11 protein-coding genes are annotated in these 15418 nt (G+C 65.3%); 3 read left to right on the top strand and 8 right to left on the bottom strand.

Annotated features, from left to right (window positions below; all coding sequences use genetic code 11):
* Positions 1-33: 33 nt before the first annotated feature.
* Genes AACH40_RS07540 through crtY form a run of 4 tightly spaced genes read right to left on the bottom strand, consistent with a single transcriptional unit; the run spans position 34 to position 4287 of the window.
* Complete coding sequence (locus AACH40_RS07540) at positions 34-1008, bottom strand: phytoene/squalene synthase family protein (protein WP_338645243.1); 975 nt, start codon at positions 1006-1008, stop codon at positions 34-36.
* Between the two features lie 11 nt (positions 1009-1019).
* Complete coding sequence (locus tag AACH40_RS07545) at positions 1020-1601, bottom strand: TIGR00730 family Rossman fold protein (RefSeq protein ID WP_338645245.1); 582 nt, start codon at positions 1599-1601, stop codon at positions 1020-1022.
* Complete coding sequence (locus AACH40_RS07550) at positions 1598-3076, bottom strand: phytoene desaturase (protein ID WP_169494193.1); 1479 nt, start codon at positions 3074-3076, stop codon at positions 1598-1600. The genes AACH40_RS07545 and AACH40_RS07550 overlap by 4 nt, the downstream gene beginning before the upstream one ends.
* A gap of 11 nt (positions 3077-3087) precedes the next feature.
* Positions 3088-4287, bottom strand: a complete 1200-nt coding sequence (crtY, locus tag AACH40_RS07555; protein WP_338645248.1) for a lycopene beta-cyclase CrtY — start codon at positions 4285-4287, stop codon at positions 3088-3090.
* A 144-nt stretch (positions 4288-4431) separates the two neighbouring features.
* Here crtY and AACH40_RS07560 point away from each other — a divergent pair, with 144 nt between their 5' ends.
* Entirely contained in the window at positions 4432-5034 is a 603-nt protein-coding gene (locus AACH40_RS07560) for a DUF2585 domain-containing protein (protein ID WP_338645250.1), read from the top strand.
* A gap of 140 nt (positions 5035-5174) precedes the next feature.
* The gene (locus AACH40_RS07565) at positions 5175-6710 is read left to right on the top strand and encodes an NAD(P)/FAD-dependent oxidoreductase (protein WP_338645252.1); all 1536 of its coding nucleotides are present in this window, start codon (positions 5175-5177) and stop codon (positions 6708-6710) included.
* A 97-nt stretch (positions 6711-6807) separates the two neighbouring features.
* Here AACH40_RS07565 and AACH40_RS07570 read toward each other — a convergent pair whose 3' ends face one another.
* The 4 genes from AACH40_RS07570 to AACH40_RS07585 form a co-directional block, all read right to left on the bottom strand.
* The gene (locus tag AACH40_RS07570) at positions 6808-8175 is read right to left on the bottom strand and encodes a flavin-containing monooxygenase (protein ID WP_338645254.1); all 1368 of its coding nucleotides are present in this window, start codon (positions 8173-8175) and stop codon (positions 6808-6810) included.
* Between the two features lie 34 nt (positions 8176-8209).
* Positions 8210-9445 carry a cytochrome P450 gene (locus AACH40_RS07575; protein ID WP_338645256.1) on the bottom strand — a complete coding sequence of 412 codons (1236 nt, stop codon included), beginning with the start codon at positions 9443-9445 and terminating at the stop codon, positions 8210-8212.
* Between the two features lie 66 nt (positions 9446-9511).
* A complete protein-coding gene (locus AACH40_RS07580) occupies positions 9512-10777 on the bottom strand; it encodes a PepSY-associated TM helix domain-containing protein (protein WP_338645258.1) in 1266 nt (421 codons plus the stop codon).
* Positions 10777-12864: a TonB-dependent siderophore receptor gene (locus AACH40_RS07585; RefSeq protein ID WP_338645260.1), complete on the bottom strand. Its 2088-nt coding sequence runs from the start codon at positions 12862-12864 to the stop codon at positions 10777-10779. The genes AACH40_RS07580 and AACH40_RS07585 overlap by 1 nt, the downstream gene beginning before the upstream one ends.
* A 328-nt stretch (positions 12865-13192) precedes the next feature.
* Here AACH40_RS07585 and thiC point away from each other — a divergent pair, with 328 nt between their 5' ends.
* Entirely contained in the window at positions 13193-15073 is a 1881-nt protein-coding gene (thiC, locus tag AACH40_RS07590) for a phosphomethylpyrimidine synthase ThiC (RefSeq protein ID WP_338645262.1), read from the top strand.
* Positions 15074-15418: the final 345 nt, after the last annotated feature.

The following is a 15418-nucleotide window of genomic DNA, read 5'->3' on the forward strand; positions in this document are numbered from 1 at the left end:
TGGTTTCCAATGTAACCAATGGGCGAGGGCGGGTCAAGGAAGCGGCACGCCTTGTTTGCTGGCATAGGCAATCAGGTCGCTCCGGGTGTGGCGCCGGGCATCAGCACCCTTGTGGCACGATCGCGGAACCGGGCGCAGCGCTCGCAAGCCGGCCCGCGCGATCCACTGCAGCTTGCGGCCGTTACTCACGACGGTGCGGCTGTCCCACGCACTCGTGCCGCGTCGCTCCACCTCGCGCGCGATCTCGCCATAAATGCCCGCCGCGGCAAGGATCGCCCAGCGCTGGCGCGGCTGCAGGCGCCCGGCGCCGATCCGGGCCGAACACTCGTGCGCGTGGGCCATGCGGCACATCCGCTGGGCCAACTTGGCCATCGCCTTGCGGTGCATCGGCTTCATCTGTTCGCCCGGGGGAATGTCCAGTTCGGCAAGCCATTCCAGCGGTACGTAACAGCGCTGGGCCGCATCGTCCTCGGCCAGATCGCGCGAAATGTTGGCCAACTGGAAGGCAAGGCCAAGGTCGCAGGCGCGGTCGAGCGTGTCCTCGTCCGCGGGCGATACGCCCATCACCACCGCCATCATCACGCCCACCGCGCCGGCGACGTGCCAGCAGTATCGCATCAGGTCGGCTTCGCTGCGCGGCTGCCAGTCGGCGGCGTCGAGCGCAAAGCCGTCGATCACCGCACCCGCCATCTCGAGCGTCAGCCCGGTCTCGCGCGCCACGAGGCCGAGCGCATCGAACGCCTGGTCCCCGCTGGGCTTGCCGGCAAAGGCCAGCGCGGTCCTGTCGCGCACCGCTGCCAGCCGTTCCGTAACGCCGACAGCACTTCCGAGCGCGCCGCCATGATCCTGATCGTCGATCAGGTCGTCGCAGCGTCGGCACCACGCGTAGAGAAGCCAGACGCGCTCGCGCGTCTCCCGGTCGAACAGCGCGCTGGCCGCGGCGAAGCTTTTCGAGCCCTTGCGGATCGAATCGCGCGCTGCGGCGACAAGGGTACTTCGATCTTCCATCTGCGCCGACGTTACAGGTCGTCTGGCGTCATCGCAAAGATCGGCCGGTGCGGCTCGTGCGCCGCCATGCGGGCAAGCAGCACGTCGATCCCGGGCTCGGCGATCAGGATGCCCACATGGGCCTCGCGCACGAAGCCCACCTCGATCATCCGGCGGTTGAATGCCAGCAAATCGTCATAGAAGCCGAAGGCGTTCAGCAGACCGACCGGCTTGGCGTGATAGCCGAGCTGCGCCCAGCTGACTGCCTCCCACAACTCGTCCATCGTACCGACCCCGCCGGGCAGGGTGAGGAACCCGTCCGAAAGGTCGGTGAACGCCTGCTTGCGCTGGTGCATGTTGGCCACCACGTGCAGTTCGGTGCAATCGTGGTTGGCGACTTCGGCATTGGCCAGCGCTTCGGGGATCACCCCGATAACCTCGCCACCGGCTTCCAGCGCGCCAGCGGCCACGGCGCCCATCAATCCCAGCCTGCCGCCGCCATAAACGACGCCGATCCCGCGCGTGGCGAGCGTCTGGCCCACCTCGCGCGCCAGTGCAACGTAACGCGGATCGGCGGGCGAGGCGGAGCCGCAATAGACGGCGATGCGTTTCACAAGAGGTCCTCTAGCATGATCTTGGCTGTCGCCTTGGCGCTGCCGACGACACCAGGAATCCCGGCGCCCGGATGGGTTCCCGCACCCACCAGGTAGAGGTTGGGGATCTGGTCGTCGCGGTTGTGCGCCCGGAACCACGCGCTCTGCGTCAGCAGTGGCTCGAGGCTGAAGGCGCTGCCCAGGTGCGCCGAAAGGTCGGTGGCGAAGTCGCTGGGGGCGTAATGGAACTTCGTTACGATACGGCTGTGGATGTCCGGGATCAGCCGGCGACCGACCTCGTCCAGGATGCGCTTTTCCAGCATCGGGCCGATTTCGTCCCAGTCGACCGGCAGCTTGCCCATGTTGGCCACCGGCACCAGCGCATAGAACGTGCTCATGCCTTCGGGCGCCATCGACGGATCGGTCACCGTCGGATGGTGCAGGTAGATCGAGAAGTCCTCGGGCAACACGCCGTGGCTGTAGATGTCGTCGAGCAGGCCCTTGTAGCGCGGACCGAACAGGATCATGTGGTGCGGGATGCCCGGCCAGGTGCCCTCGATACCGAAGTGCACGACGAACAGGCTGGGCGAAAACTTCTTGCGCTTTAGAGACTTCGCCTGTCGCGCGGCGTGGGTGTTGCCTTCGAGCAAGTCGCGATAGGTGTGCATCAGATCGCCGTTCGATGCGATCGCGTCGAAGCTGCCCTGCCAGCCGCTCCTGGTCTCGAGGCCCGTCACGCGGTTGCCCAGTGAATGGATCTTCGTCACCGCATCGCCGAGCCGCACCGTGCCGCCGAGCCGCTCGAAGTGGCGAACCATCGCATCGATCAGGCGGTTGGTGCCGCCCTTGGCCCACCACACCCCGCCATCCTTTTCCAGCTTGTGGATCAGCGCGTAGATCGAACTTGTCTTCATCGGGTTGCCGCCTACCAGCAGCGTGTGGAAGCTGAACGCCTCGCGAAGCTTTTCGCTCTCGATGTACTTGGACACCATCGAATAGACCGAGCGCCACGCCTGGTACTTGGCGAGCGCGGGGGCGGCTTTGATCATGCTGGCGAAATCGAGGAACGGCACCGAGCCGAGCTTGACGTACCCTTCCTCGAAGACTCCTGCCGAATAATCGAGGAACGCGTCGTAACCTGCTACGTCGCGTGGATTAATTTTGGCAATCTCGTTGCGCAGGCCGGTTTCGTCGTTCGAGTAGTCGAAGTTCGTCCCGTCCGCCCAGTTCAGCCGGTAGAACGGCATCACCGGCATCAGTTCGATGTCGTCCTCCATCCTGTGGCCCTTGAGCGCCCACAGCTCCTGCAGGCACGGCGGATCGGTGATGACGGTGGGGCCGGCATCGAAGGTGAAGCCGTCGCGTTCCCAGAAATAGGCGCGTCCGCCCGGCTTGTCCCGTGCTTCGACCACCGTGGTCTCGATCCCGGCGGACTGCAGCCGGATGGCGAGCGCAAGCCCGCCGAACCCTGCACCGATCACGCAGGCCTTCTTCATCGTTGGTCCCTTCATTTGGTCCGTGTACCGGCGAGCGAGAGCGCCTGGGGCTTTTCCCCGAACCCGCCGAGCACGCGCATCGCGGCAAGGACGGGGACGGGGGGCTTGCCGGAAAGAATGCGGATCTTGTCGCGCAGCGTGGTGCGCCCGGCGTAGAACCGTTCGACCAGCCGCTCGTCCAGCCGGTAGAAGCGTTCCAGCACCCTGTAGCGATCCATCGGTGCGGCAGCGCCGAACAGCATGGCGGTCAGATGCCGCAGGAAAATTGAATTCTTCCAGTGCGTTCGAGCATATTGCTCGGAATACTTGGCGAGTTCATCCCCGCTGCAGTCGGCACGCCGTGCGATCGCCATGGCATAGCGCACGGCATCGGGCACCGAATAGCTGGTCACGGCATGGAACAGTCCCGCGCGGGTGCCGGCGCGGGCGGTATCCTTGCCGGTCGATCGCCAGAATGCGTCGAAATCGCCGCCCGACACCACGGGCAGCACGCCCTGCTCTTCGTGCACCACGCTGTCCACACTCCAGCCACGCCGCCGGGCATATTCGGCGATGCGCCCGGCAAGTGCGTCCCGGTCGATCGTCGCGCTGTCGGAATAGTAGGTGTCTTCGACGAAGACTTCGTCCTCGCTGAACGGCAGGACATAGACGAACCGGTAGCCATCGAGCTGCTCGACCGTCGCGTCCATGATCACCGGCCGTTCGATCCCGTGCGGCGCTTTCAACTTCAGGCGTTGTCCCAGAAACTTCTGCCAACCACCTGTCAGATGGCCAAGATTGCGGATACCACGCGCGTCGATCACCGCGCGTGCCTCGATCCGCTGCCCATCTGTCAGCGTCGCGCTCGTTGCGCTCGTTGCCAGCACCCGCGCTTCCGACAGGATCGCTTGCGCCGGCAGGGCGGCGCGGATGGTCCGGTCGAACCGGTCCGAGGTCATCGCGTAATAGCTCGTGCCGAGCGTGCGCTCGAAAGCCGGAAAGCGCACCTCGTACCCCGCCCAGGCTGCCGCCACCGCGGGGCCGAGCAGCTCGCGCCCCGCCTTGCCGACGTCGCTGCCGAAGAACGACCACACGTGATTGCCGCCAAGCCGCGCGTCCTGTTCGACCAGCAACAGCGAAAGGTCCGGCCGATGGCGGGCCAGCGCCAGCGCGATCAGGCCGCCGGCAAGGCCTCCGCCGAGGATGGCGATGTCACAATGCCGCGCACTCATGCTTCTGGCGTTAGGGGCAAGCCGATCCACGCGCAACCGCAGCGTTGTCACGAGGCCCCGCGCGGACACCAAAGGGCAGGGCGCGTGCTTGCAGCGGGGCGCCGGGCAAGGCAAACCTCGCCGCGATCTGGGGGAGGCACGCGCATGATCGCCGGGAGCACCGCAACGTTACGACCCGACCGGCGGGGCGCGATCGCCGCATTGGTGGTCGCTCTGCTGGTCGTCGCGATCCTTCTCGCGATGCATCGCCGGCCGATCTGCCCCTGCGGCACGATCCATCTGTGGGCAGGGCAGGTGCAATCGCCCGAGAACAGCCAGCAACTGTCGGATTGGTACAGCTTCAGCCACCTGATCCACGGCATGCTGTTCTATGGTGCGGCGCACCTGCTTTGGCGCCGGGGCGGCCTTGGCCGCTTCATCAGCTCGCGCTGGGTGCTGGCCTGTGCCGTCGCCATCGAAGGCGGGTGGGAACTGCTTGAAAACTCGCCGATCATCATCGATCGCTATCGTGCCGTAACGGTGAGCTACGGCTACAGCGGCGACAGCGTGCTCAATTCGGCGTCCGACATCGCCTGCATGGTGCTGGGCTTCCTGTTCGCCGCCCGGGTGCCGGCCCGCGTCACCGTGGCAGTCGCGCTTGCCTTCGAGCTGTTCACGCTCGCCATGATCCGCGACAATCTTACGCTCAACGTGCTGATGCTGGCCTGGCCGATCGAAGCGGTGCGCCACTGGCAAGCGGCGGCCTGAAACGGTTCATCCGGCCTTTTTTAGTCGACCAACGAAAAGCCCTGCCGAATCCGGTTTCGATTTGATATTGGTCAAGGCGTCCTAGCCGCGGAAGACGGCAGAACGACGCTATCAAGCGATAATCGAGTGGAGAGAGCGACATGGCACAAGCGGACGCATCAGGTGAAAGGGCCCAGCATTTCGACGTGCTGATCGTCGGCGCCGGCATTTCCGGGATCGGTTCGGCCTATCACCTGCAGGATCAGTGCCCCGGCAAGACTTACGCCGTGCTCGAGAGGATGCACACTTTCGGTGGCACGTGGGAAACCCACAAGTACCCGGGCGTCCGTTCCGACTCCGATCTCTACACTTTCGGTTACCGCTTCAAGCCGTGGACCGACGCGCCGATCGCCAGCGCACAGGCGATCCTCGACTACATGGGCGAAGTGATCGAGGAAAACGGCATCGACCAGCACATCCGCTATGGCCACACGATTACCGGCTGTTCCTGGTCGAGCGAGCGCAACCTGTGGACCGTTACGGCACGGACCGAAGACGGCAAGACCCACGTCTTCACCGCCACGCTGCTGTGGATGTGCCAGGGCTATTACGACCATGAAACGCCGTACATTCCGCCCGAATGGAAGGCGAAGAACCTCGATGCCTACAAGGGCCAGTTCATCCACGCCCAACTGTGGGACCCGAACATCGATTACACGGGCAAGCGCATCGTCGTGATCGGCTCGGGCGCCACGGCCGCTACCGTCGTCCCCGCCTTTGCGGAAAAGGCGGCGCACGTCACCGTGGTGCAGCGTTCGCCCACCTACTTCTTCTGCCATCCCAACCAGAACGAGCTGGCCGACCGGCTGCGCGAGATCGGGGTGGACGAGCCGACCATCCACCGCATCGTGCGCATGCAGGTGATGCATGACCAGGCGGTGATGGACAAGCGTTGCGTCGAGGAGCCCGACGTCGTGGTCGAGGAACTGCGCGCGCTCGTCCGCGCCTATGTCGGCGAGGATTTCCAGTTCGAGCCGCACTTCACGCCCAAGTACCGCCCGTGGCAGCAGCGCCTTGCGTTCTGCCCCGATGCCGACCTGTTCCAGCTCGCCGCACAGGGCAAGGTGTCGATGGTCACGGACACGATCGACCACTTCACCGAAACCGGCCTTGTCGTCAGCTCGGGCGAGGCGGTCGATGGCGACATCATCGTCGCCTGCACCGGGTTCAACCTGAAGGTCCTGGGCGACATCCCGTTCGAGGTCGACGGACAAAAGGTCAACTGGGGCGACACCGTTACGTATCGCGGCATGATGTTCACCGGCGTGCCCAACATGCTGTGGGTGTTCGGTTACTTCCGCGCCTCGTGGACCCTGCGCGTCGACATGCTGGGCGATTTCGTGTGCCGCATGCTCAAGCACATGGACGAACGCGGCGCCCGCAAGATCGAGGTGAAGCTGCGGCCAGAGGACAAGGACATGGAAATCCTGCCCTGGATCGAGACAGAGAACTTCAACCCGAACTACCTGATCCGCGATCTCGACAAGCTGCCCAAGCGCGGCGACAACGAAGTATGGCGCCACAACCAGAACTACTGGGCCGAAAAGGACGCGATCCCGGCGATAGACCTCGATGGACCGGAATTCTGGTACGACAACCAGCCCGCCGCGGCCGAGGTGCTCGAAGCAGCCGAATAACCGTCACGTTACGACGCTGAAAAGGGGGCGGGCCGCAAGGCTCGCCCCTTTTTCGTGGCGCCTGGCCCCTTCCACTGGCGGGAAGGGGCTGCGCTCGTCAGGCCGCTTCCGCCAGCGCAGCCCTTGCGGGCACGGGCAGGGCATTGCCCTTGGCCGCCGCCCGCTTCGCGCCGCGCTCCAGTTCCTTCTTGAGGGCGCGAACGTAATGGTCGAAGTCCAGCTGGATGGTGTGCCGGCGCGCCTGGTAATAGCTGCCGGTGTAGAATTCCTCGTCCGCCTTGATCACCTGGTGCATCTCGTCGGCGGGCGGCGGCGCGTATTGCCCCGAGAGGTAGGCTGCGACCAGCTTTGACTGCTGCTCGGCAAAGTTCACCAGCGTCGGCAGCGGCTGTGCCAGCCCCATGTAGAACAGGTCCGGCACCTCGGGCTTCATGATCCGCTTGTACAGCGCGGGCGGTCGGTTGTCGGAATCGGCGCAGAACGAAGGCTCGTCGAAGAATGGGAACTTGATGTCATAGCCCGTTGCCCAGACGATTACGTCGATCTCTTCGCGCGTGCCGTCGGTGAATACCACCCCATTGCCATCCAGCCGCTCGATGCCGGGGCGCATCACGATGTCGCCCGATCCCGCGCGGAGCAGGAATTCACCGGAAACGGTGCCGTGGCTTTCGAACGGTTCGATCTCTGGCTCGGGCAAGCCATAGTCGCTCATCCGGCCGACGAGCTTCTTGATCATCCGCGAACCCAGCCACTGGCGAAGGCTCTTGGGCATCCATGCCGGTGCAGGGTTCTTGTCGAGCGGCTGCCCGCGATAGTACTTGGGGAAGATCCACACGCCGCGCCGCGCCGAAACGTACAGGCGCTTCGCCATCGGCCGCTGCGAAAGTTCGCTCGCGATATCCATCGCGCTGTTGCCAAGGCCGACGACCAGCACCTTCTTGCCGATGCAGTTCACCGGCTCGAACGGGGTGCGGTAATGGTGCGAATGGATCTGCGCGCCGTCGAAATGGCCGGGATATTCGGGAATGCGCGCCGCCCAGTGATGGCCATTCGCCACCACCAGCGCGTCGTAACGTAACGTCTCTCCGGTCGACAGGGTTACCTCCCAGCCGCCGCCCGACAGGCGCTTTGCCTTCTCCACCCGGGTATTGAAGCGGATCGACGGGCGCAGGCCGAAATGGTCCACGTAGTCGTGGAAGTACTGCAGCAGCTGCGCGTGATGGGGATAGTCCGGCCAGTCGGCGGGCACGGGATAGTCCTCGAACGCCAGCCGCCACTTCGAAGTATCGATGTGCAGGCTCTGGTAGCAGGACGAAACCCCGTTAGGGTTGTTGTAGTACCAGTTGCCGCCGATGTCGTCCGACGCCTCGTAGATGTCGAACGGAATGCCATAGTCCTTGAGCCGCTTGGCGGTGGTGAAGCCGGAACACCCGGCGCCGATGATGCACACTTTCGGCAGGCTCATGGCCGCAAATCTCCCGTAACGTTATGGCTGGTTGTCAGTCGATCTCGATCTTCACCGGCATGGCAGTGAAGCCGTGGAGGAAGGGGCTGGCAAGGCGCGTTGGCGCGGCCTGCGGCACGATCCGCCAGCGCCGCGCGACGACCTCCTCGATCAGCGCGGTGATCTGCACTTCGGCCAGGCGCGCGCCCACGCAGCGGTGGATGCCGTGCCCGAAGGCGACATGGCGGCGGGCATTTTCGCGGGTCACGTCGAAGCGCTCGGCGTCCCTGAACACCGTCTCGTCACGGTTGCCCGAAATGTACCACAGCACCACCTTCGAACCTTCGGGGATCAGCTGCCCGGCAAGTTCGGTGTCGCGCGTGGTGGTGCGGCGCATGTGGGTCACCGGCGATTGCCAGCGGATGATCTCCTGCGCCGCATTGACCGCAAGCTTCGGGTCTGCGCGCAGCTTTTCCAGCTGGTCGGGATACTTGTGCAGCGCTTCGACCAGCCCGCTCATCGAATTGCGGGTGGTGTCGTTGCCGCCCACGATCAGCAGGGCGATGTTGGCGATGCGTTCGGGCGGGGTCAGGTTGCCCATCGCCTCGGAATGCACCATCCGGCTCAGCAGGTCGTCGCGCGGCGCTTCCTTGCGGCGGGCTTCCAGCTCGCGGTCGAAGCGTTCCAGCATCTGGCCCATCTGGACCAGGAATTCGGCGCGATAGTCATCGTTGAGGTTGTCTTCCGAAACGCCGCTGCCCCAGTCGGACCAGCGCTTGATGTCGGGCCATTCCTCGAATGGCATGTCGAACAGGATCAGCAGCATGCCCAGCGTCATCGGGATCGATACGCTGTCGACCCAGTCGAACGTCTCGCCCACCGGCAGCGCGTCGAGCAGCTGCGTCACGCGTTCGCGCACCAGCTTTTCCAGCTTCACCATCTGGCTGGGGCCGAAGGCCGGCGCGATGACCTTGCGCTGGGCGGTGTGGACCGGCGGATCCATGGCGATGAAGTTGGGAAAGGGGTTGTCGTTGACGTTGTCGGCAATCGTGATGTTGCCGCGATCCCACGACGAGGAATAAGTCTCGGTATCGAGTTCGACCTTCTGGATCAGGTCGTGGGTGACGACCGACCAGTAGGCGCCAAACGGGCTCTCCTCGCGCAGGCTGACCGGCATGTTGGCGCGCAGCCAGGCGAAGGGCTCGCGCCATTTGTCCTCGGTATACAACGCGTTGACGCTGACGTCATACGGATTGAGCGCCTTGTCCCGCGCGGACGGAGCGGATGCCATGACAAATTCTCCCGTGGCCGGATCGATTCTGGTCGGCCTTGACCGGGAGTATCGTTAATCAAGCAATTAAAGTCTAGCGCGCTTTAGGGAGAGCCGGGGCCGCGCCGCCGTCTTAAGGCGCCGTCCGGCCCGTGCCGATCGCTTCTTCATCCAGATGACCACGCCCGTTACCGACAGCATCGTCACAGCCAGCCCCAGCAAGCTCACGAACACGCGATAAGGCAGGCCGAACACCTGCGCCATGTGCAGCGCGGTCAGCCAGTTGGTGAAGGTGTTGGCACCGTTCGCCCCGCTCGGCAGTTCGACGCCTCGCACCGCGCCGCTGTCGCTGTCGAAGGCGATGCGGGTGCCGCCGCCGTGTTCGCCGATGTCGGCGCTGGTGGTGAAGCCATAGACGTAGAGCCCGCTCGTCGGCACGTGCCAGAGCCACCGCTCCCCTTCGCTGCGCAGGGCGAGGCCATGCTCTTTCGCCAGATCACGCGCCAGTGCTTCGCCCCGCGCCGTCGCGGCCGTGAAGTCCAGCCTCGGCGCGTTGCGCGGCGCGGGCAGGGCGTTGCGAACGAACACCTCGCGCGCGTCCTCGGCGCCGAACAGCTTCATCACCGGCGCGTGCACCTGCGGCAGGTTGAACGACACGCTTGACCACGCGAACACCAGCAGCAGCGGCCAGAGCCACAGCCCACCCGCGCGGTGCAGGTCGAAGTTCAGCTTGTAGGCGCTTTTGCCCCGCCGCACCTGCCAGCTCGGCCGCCAGCGCTTCCAGAACGGCGCCCCCGGCGCGCGGGGCGGCAGGGTGAGGAAGAACCCTACGAAGCAGTCGACCGTCCACACGATCGCCGCCACGCCCATTACCAGCAGCCCGGCCGTGCCCGCTGCCAGCGTGTAGTGCAGGCGATAGACGAACGGCATCAGGTTCTTCGCGCCCTGGCCGATATCGCCCCATTCGCGCCGACCCAGCTCTGTGCCGGTCACCGGGTCGAGGAACAGGTCGTCCCAATCGGGCACGCCGGCGCCGTGTTCGCGCTCCAGACCGGTCACGGGATCCAGCCAGTGCAGGTGCAGCCGCAACGAATGCCCCGGCTCCACCGTCAACGGCAGGAAATCCACCGCAGCGCCGGGATAGCGCCGCAGCACCTGCGCCCGGATCGCCAGCGGATCGGGGGCGCCAGGTGTCTGCGACAGGTGCAGCTCGGGCGCAGTCAGCGCCTCCAGCTCCTCGATCCACGGCATCAGCGCGCCCGTCAGGCCCGCCACGGCCAGGAACAGCGCCAGCGACAGCCCGGCCCAGCGATGCGCGATGACCCAGAACGGGCGCCCCGGCAGCCCGGCCATCAGAACGACAGCCGCACCGAACCCAGCACGCTGCGCGGCGCGGCGTAGAACGCCTGATCCCAGTACAGGCTCGTCAGGTGCTTGTGGTTGGTCGCATTGGCCACGTTGACGTTGAACGCCACGTTCTCGGTCAGGTCATAGCCTGCCTGCAGCTGCACCGTGGCATAGGACGGCTGCCGGATCGTGCCGAGCGCGTTGGTGATATAGACGTCGTCCTGCCAGCGCAGCCCCGCGCCCACGTGCACCTTCTCCACCGGGCTCCAGCGCACCAGCAGGTTCGCCGTGGTGCGCGGCACATAGGTGCGCGCGGCATTGCCCGCCCTGTCCTTGATCGAAAGGTGGGTCACGCCGCTCTGCACACTGAGGTTCGAAGTGATGTTGCCGCCGATTTCCGCTTCCACGCCAGTGCTGCGCACGTCGATCCCGCGATAGAGGGTCTGGCCGAGCGTGGTGTCGAACCCGGCCGCTTCGGCAAGGTTCGACTGCTCCGAGCGAAACACCGCGATCGAGCCGAACAGCGCCTTGTCCGCGGTCTGCGCCTTCACGCCGCCCTCCCAGCTCTTGCCCTTGGCCGATCCCAGCGGAGTGAGCGCGGTCGAGATTTCCTTCTGCGGCGAGAAGATCCCGCTATAGCTGGCATAGAGGTTCACGCCCGGCACCACGCCCCAGGTTACCCCCACGAACGGATTGGCCCCGCTTTCGCGCCGCTGCGCGCTCACGCCGAAGGTGAATCCATCGGTCCGCACGTTCAGGTAATTGACCCCCAGCACCAGGTTGAGCCGCTCGGCCAGCGACAGGTCGGTCGCCGCGCGCAGGCGCCACTGGCGGTCCTTGATCCGCGCGCTGACCACGGCATCGCCGAACGCGGGGTAGGGGACTTCGGTCCCGTCCCAGCTATTGACGTCACCCGGCAGCGCACCCCAGGCCGGATCGGTCGTCGGCACGGGATAGCTGAGGTAGCCGAACGTCGCCTCGGTATACTGCGCGCCGAGGCTGATCGCCTGCTCGCGCCCCAGAAGGCGGAACGTGCCGCGTACCGAACTGTCCGAGATCCAGCCTCGCGCGGTCGAAAGATAGCCGCCGGGATAGCCATAGAGCCCCGCGCCGGTCTCCGCATCGGGCGCGCCATAGACATAGAACAACCGCGAAGGTTCGTCGGATACGCGCCGGGTCACGTGCTGGCGCGCGGTCCAGCCCGGCGCGAACTCCCACGAAAGCTCGCCATACGCGGTCTGGTCGGTCCGCTTCCAGTAGGTCCAGTCCTGCGTCGTGGAAGCGCCGGTGTCCCACTCCAGCTGGTTGCCAGCGGCATCCTGCAGGGGCAGCGCCCCCCACAGCACCCCGCGCGACGTGCCGGTCTGGCGGGTATAACCGGCCGAGAGCTTGAGCGTATCGGTGATCTGCCCGTCAAGCACGGCCTGCACCACCGACCGCTTCGAGCGGTAATCGCGCAGGTACGAATCCGCGTTCTGCACTGCGCCGGTCACCCGGATCGCCCAGCGCCCGTCTTTGGTGATCGGCGTGTCGAGATCGAACTCGCCGCGCACCTTGCCCCACGATCCTGCGGAGAGCTCGGTGGAGACATGGCGCTCGCCGGTCGGGTGGCGGCGGTGATAGTTGATCGTGCCCGAAGGGTTGCCCACGCCCGCCATCATCGCGTTCGCGCCACGGATCACCTCGATCGAATCCCACGCCACCGTATCGACCGCGCCGATCGTCGGGCCCCAGAAATTCGGGATCGCGATGCCGTCGACCATCGCCTCGCTGATGTCGAAGCCGCGCGCGTTGTAATAGGTCCGGTCGGTCTCGGCCTGCTCGACGTTCACGCCGGTGACATAGCGCAGCACCTCGTTGGTCTCATCGAGGCCGAAGGTGTCGAGCGCCGCGCGGTCCACCACCGTGACCGCCTGCGGCGTATCAAACACCGAAAGCGGAAGCCCCGTTGCCCCAGAAGGAACCTGCTCGCCAGCCCTTCCGATCACGGTGATGCGCTCGGCCTCGCTCGCCTCTTCGGCGTGGGCGCTGGCAGTTCCCAAGGCCAGGGCAGAGGCGGCGGCGGTGGCAAGAAGGCTTTGGCGAAACTGCACGTTTGAACTCCCGTCGATGACGGGCCGCCTTTAATGCGAGCGATTCTCAAGAGTCAATGCAAATAGGAATCATTCGCATTAACTCTATTCATACCTCGCCTTTCTAGGCGGTTGCTCCCGCCCGCTCACAAGCCTAAAAGGCGTCATACCCCGGGGAGCCAGTGGGGTCCGGGCGGGCGCTCATCGTTGAGCGATCGCGCGGACCGAACGGCTGAGAGGGGCTGGTCACGCAGCCCGACCCGTCGAACCTGAACCCGTTAGCACGGGCGGAGGGAAGGGCCGGCTTCAACCCGCGCTCGGTCCGTCCGCCTCTTGAGAGGACACGCGCATGGCCGACATCAACTCCAGGCTGGAAATCGGCGTCACCACCGGGCCGATCCGCGGCAGCCGCAAGATCCACGTGGAAAGCGCGCGCTTCCCCGGCCTCACCGTCGCCATGCGCGAAATCTCGCTCGAACCGTCGAGCGGCGAACCGCCCGTGCGCGTCTACGATACGTCGGGTCCCTACACCGACACGAACGCGACCATCGACATCTCCGCCGGCCTGCCGCAACTCCGCCGCGACTGGATCCTCGCACGCGGTGACGTCGAAGATTACGACGGCCGCGCGGTGAAGCCCGAAGACAACGGGCTGAAGGGCCCGGACCGCTCGGCCGGCGTGCCGGCGTTCCCCAACGTCGTGCAGCGCCCGCTGCGGGCAAAGGCCGGCGGCAACGTCAGCCAGATGCACTACGCGCGCCAGGGCATCATCACGCCCGAGATGGAATACGTCGCCATCCGCGAAAACCTCGGCCGCAAGCAGCTCAAGGAAGCGCTGGTCCGCGATGGCCAGGATTGGGGCGCTTCGATCCCCGACTACGTCACTGCCGAATTCGTGCGGGACGAAGTGGCGCGCGGCCGGGCGATCATCCCCAGCAACATCAACCACCCCGAATCCGAACCGATGGCGATCGGCCGCAACTTCCTCGTGAAGATCAACGCCAACATCGGCAACTCGGCCGTCGCGTCAGACGTGGCCAGCGAGGTCGACAAGATGGTCTGGTCGATCCGCTGGGGTGCGGACACCGTGATGGACCTGTCCACGGGACGCAACATTCACGACACGCGCGAATGGATCCTGCGCAACAGCCCCGTGCCAATCGGCACCGTCCCTATCTACCAGGCGCTCGAAAAGGTCGGCGGCATCGCCGAGGACCTCACCTGGGAGATCTTCCGCGATACGCTGATCGAACAGGCCGAACAGGGCGTCGATTACTTCACCATCCACGCCGGCGTGCGCCTGCCCTACATCCCGCTTGCCGCAAAGCGCATGACCGGGATTGTCAGCCGTGGCGGCTCGATCATGGCCAAGTGGTGCCTGGCGCATCACAAGGAATCGTTCCTCTACGAACGTTTCGACGAAATCACCGAGATCATGAAGGCCTACGACGTCGCCTATTCGCTGGGCGACGGGCTGCGCCCCGGATCGATCTACGACGCCAACGACGAAGCCCAGTTCGCCGAACTCTACACCTTGGGTGAACTGACCAAGCGCGCCTGGAAGGAAGACGTTCAGGTGATGATCGAAGGCCCCGGCCACGTGCCGATGCACAAGATCCGCGAGAACATGACCAAGCAGCTCGAAGCGTGCGGCGAAGCGCCGTTCTACACGCTCGGGCCGCTCGTCACCGACATCGCGCCGGGCTACGACCACATCACCAGCGGCATCGGCGCGGCACAGATCGGTTGGTACGGCACGGCGATGCTCTGCTACGTCACGCCCAAGGAACACCTCGGCCTGCCCGATCGCGATGACGTGAAGGTCGGCGTGGTCACCTACAAGCTGGCCGCCCACGCGGCGGACCTCGCCAAGGGGCACCCGGCGGCGCAGGTGCGCGACGATGCGCTGAGCAAGGCGCGCTTCGAATTCCGCTGGCGCGATCAGTTCAACCTGTCGCTCGATCCCGACACCGCCGAACAGTACCACGACCAGACGCTTCCCGCTGAAGGCGCCAAATCCGCGCACTTCTGCTCGATGTGCGGGCCGAAGTTCTGCTCGATGAAGATCAGCCAGGAAGTCCGCGAATTCGCCGCCAAGCAGAACGCGCCCGTCGAAAGCTTCGTCGCCAGCGAGGCCGAGGCCGAAGAGGGCATGAAGGCGATGAGCGCGAAGTACGACGAGATGGGCCGCGAACTCTACATCGGTGCCGGCGGGCGCGAGCACGACTGACCGGCCACCGCCCTGATTGTCTGAAATCCAGGCGGCCGCTTCCAAAGGTGAAGCGGCCGCCTCTTTTTTGGCCAGCTGTCGCATCACGTTGCGCTGTCCAGCGTCTCGTTGCGAGCCGTGGAGGTCGGCCAGCGCGCGCCCCGTCGCGCGGTATCGGCGTGACATCGCGATGACCGGGGCCTGACCGATTTAGCAGCCGCTTCGGCTATGCAACTTTGCTCGACAATTTGGTAGCGCACGCGGGCTATGCAAGACGCGTTGCACTATCCCGATCCCCGTTTGACACGGCATGCATATGCAACCTGTATCCACAACGCGTCCCGCCCTGTCCTACAGTGCCCCTTT

The sequence above is a fragment of the Novosphingobium olei genome, from assembly GCF_037076535.1.
Classification (GTDB): Bacteria; Pseudomonadota; Alphaproteobacteria; order Sphingomonadales; family Sphingomonadaceae; genus Novosphingobium; species Novosphingobium olei.

Bases quoted from the DNA above. Each gene is read 5' to 3' on its own strand.
- thiC (WP_338645262.1), top strand. From the start codon at position 13,193: ATGGCCGACATCAACTCCAGGCTGGAAATCGGCGTCACCACCGGGCCG.
- AACH40_RS07540 (WP_338645243.1), bottom strand. From the start codon at position 1,008: ATGGAAGATCGAAGTACCCTTGTCGCCGCAGCGCGCGATTCGATCCGC.
- AACH40_RS07570 (WP_338645254.1), bottom strand. From the start codon at position 8,175: ATGAGCCTGCCGAAAGTGTGCATCATCGGCGCCGGGTGTTCCGGCTTC.
- AACH40_RS07565 (WP_338645252.1), top strand. From the start codon at position 5,175: ATGGCACAAGCGGACGCATCAGGTGAAAGGGCCCAGCATTTCGACGTG.
- AACH40_RS07550 (WP_169494193.1), bottom strand. From the start codon at position 3,076: ATGAAGAAGGCCTGCGTGATCGGTGCAGGGTTCGGCGGGCTTGCGCTC.
- crtY (WP_338645248.1), bottom strand. From the start codon at position 4,287: ATGAGTGCGCGGCATTGTGACATCGCCATCCTCGGCGGAGGCCTTGCC.
- AACH40_RS07580 (WP_338645258.1), bottom strand. From the start codon at position 10,777: ATGGCCGGGCTGCCGGGGCGCCCGTTCTGGGTCATCGCGCATCGCTGG.
- AACH40_RS07560 (WP_338645250.1), top strand. From the start codon at position 4,432: ATGATCGCCGGGAGCACCGCAACGTTACGACCCGACCGGCGGGGCGCG.
- AACH40_RS07575 (WP_338645256.1), bottom strand. From the start codon at position 9,445: ATGGCATCCGCTCCGTCCGCGCGGGACAAGGCGCTCAATCCGTATGAC.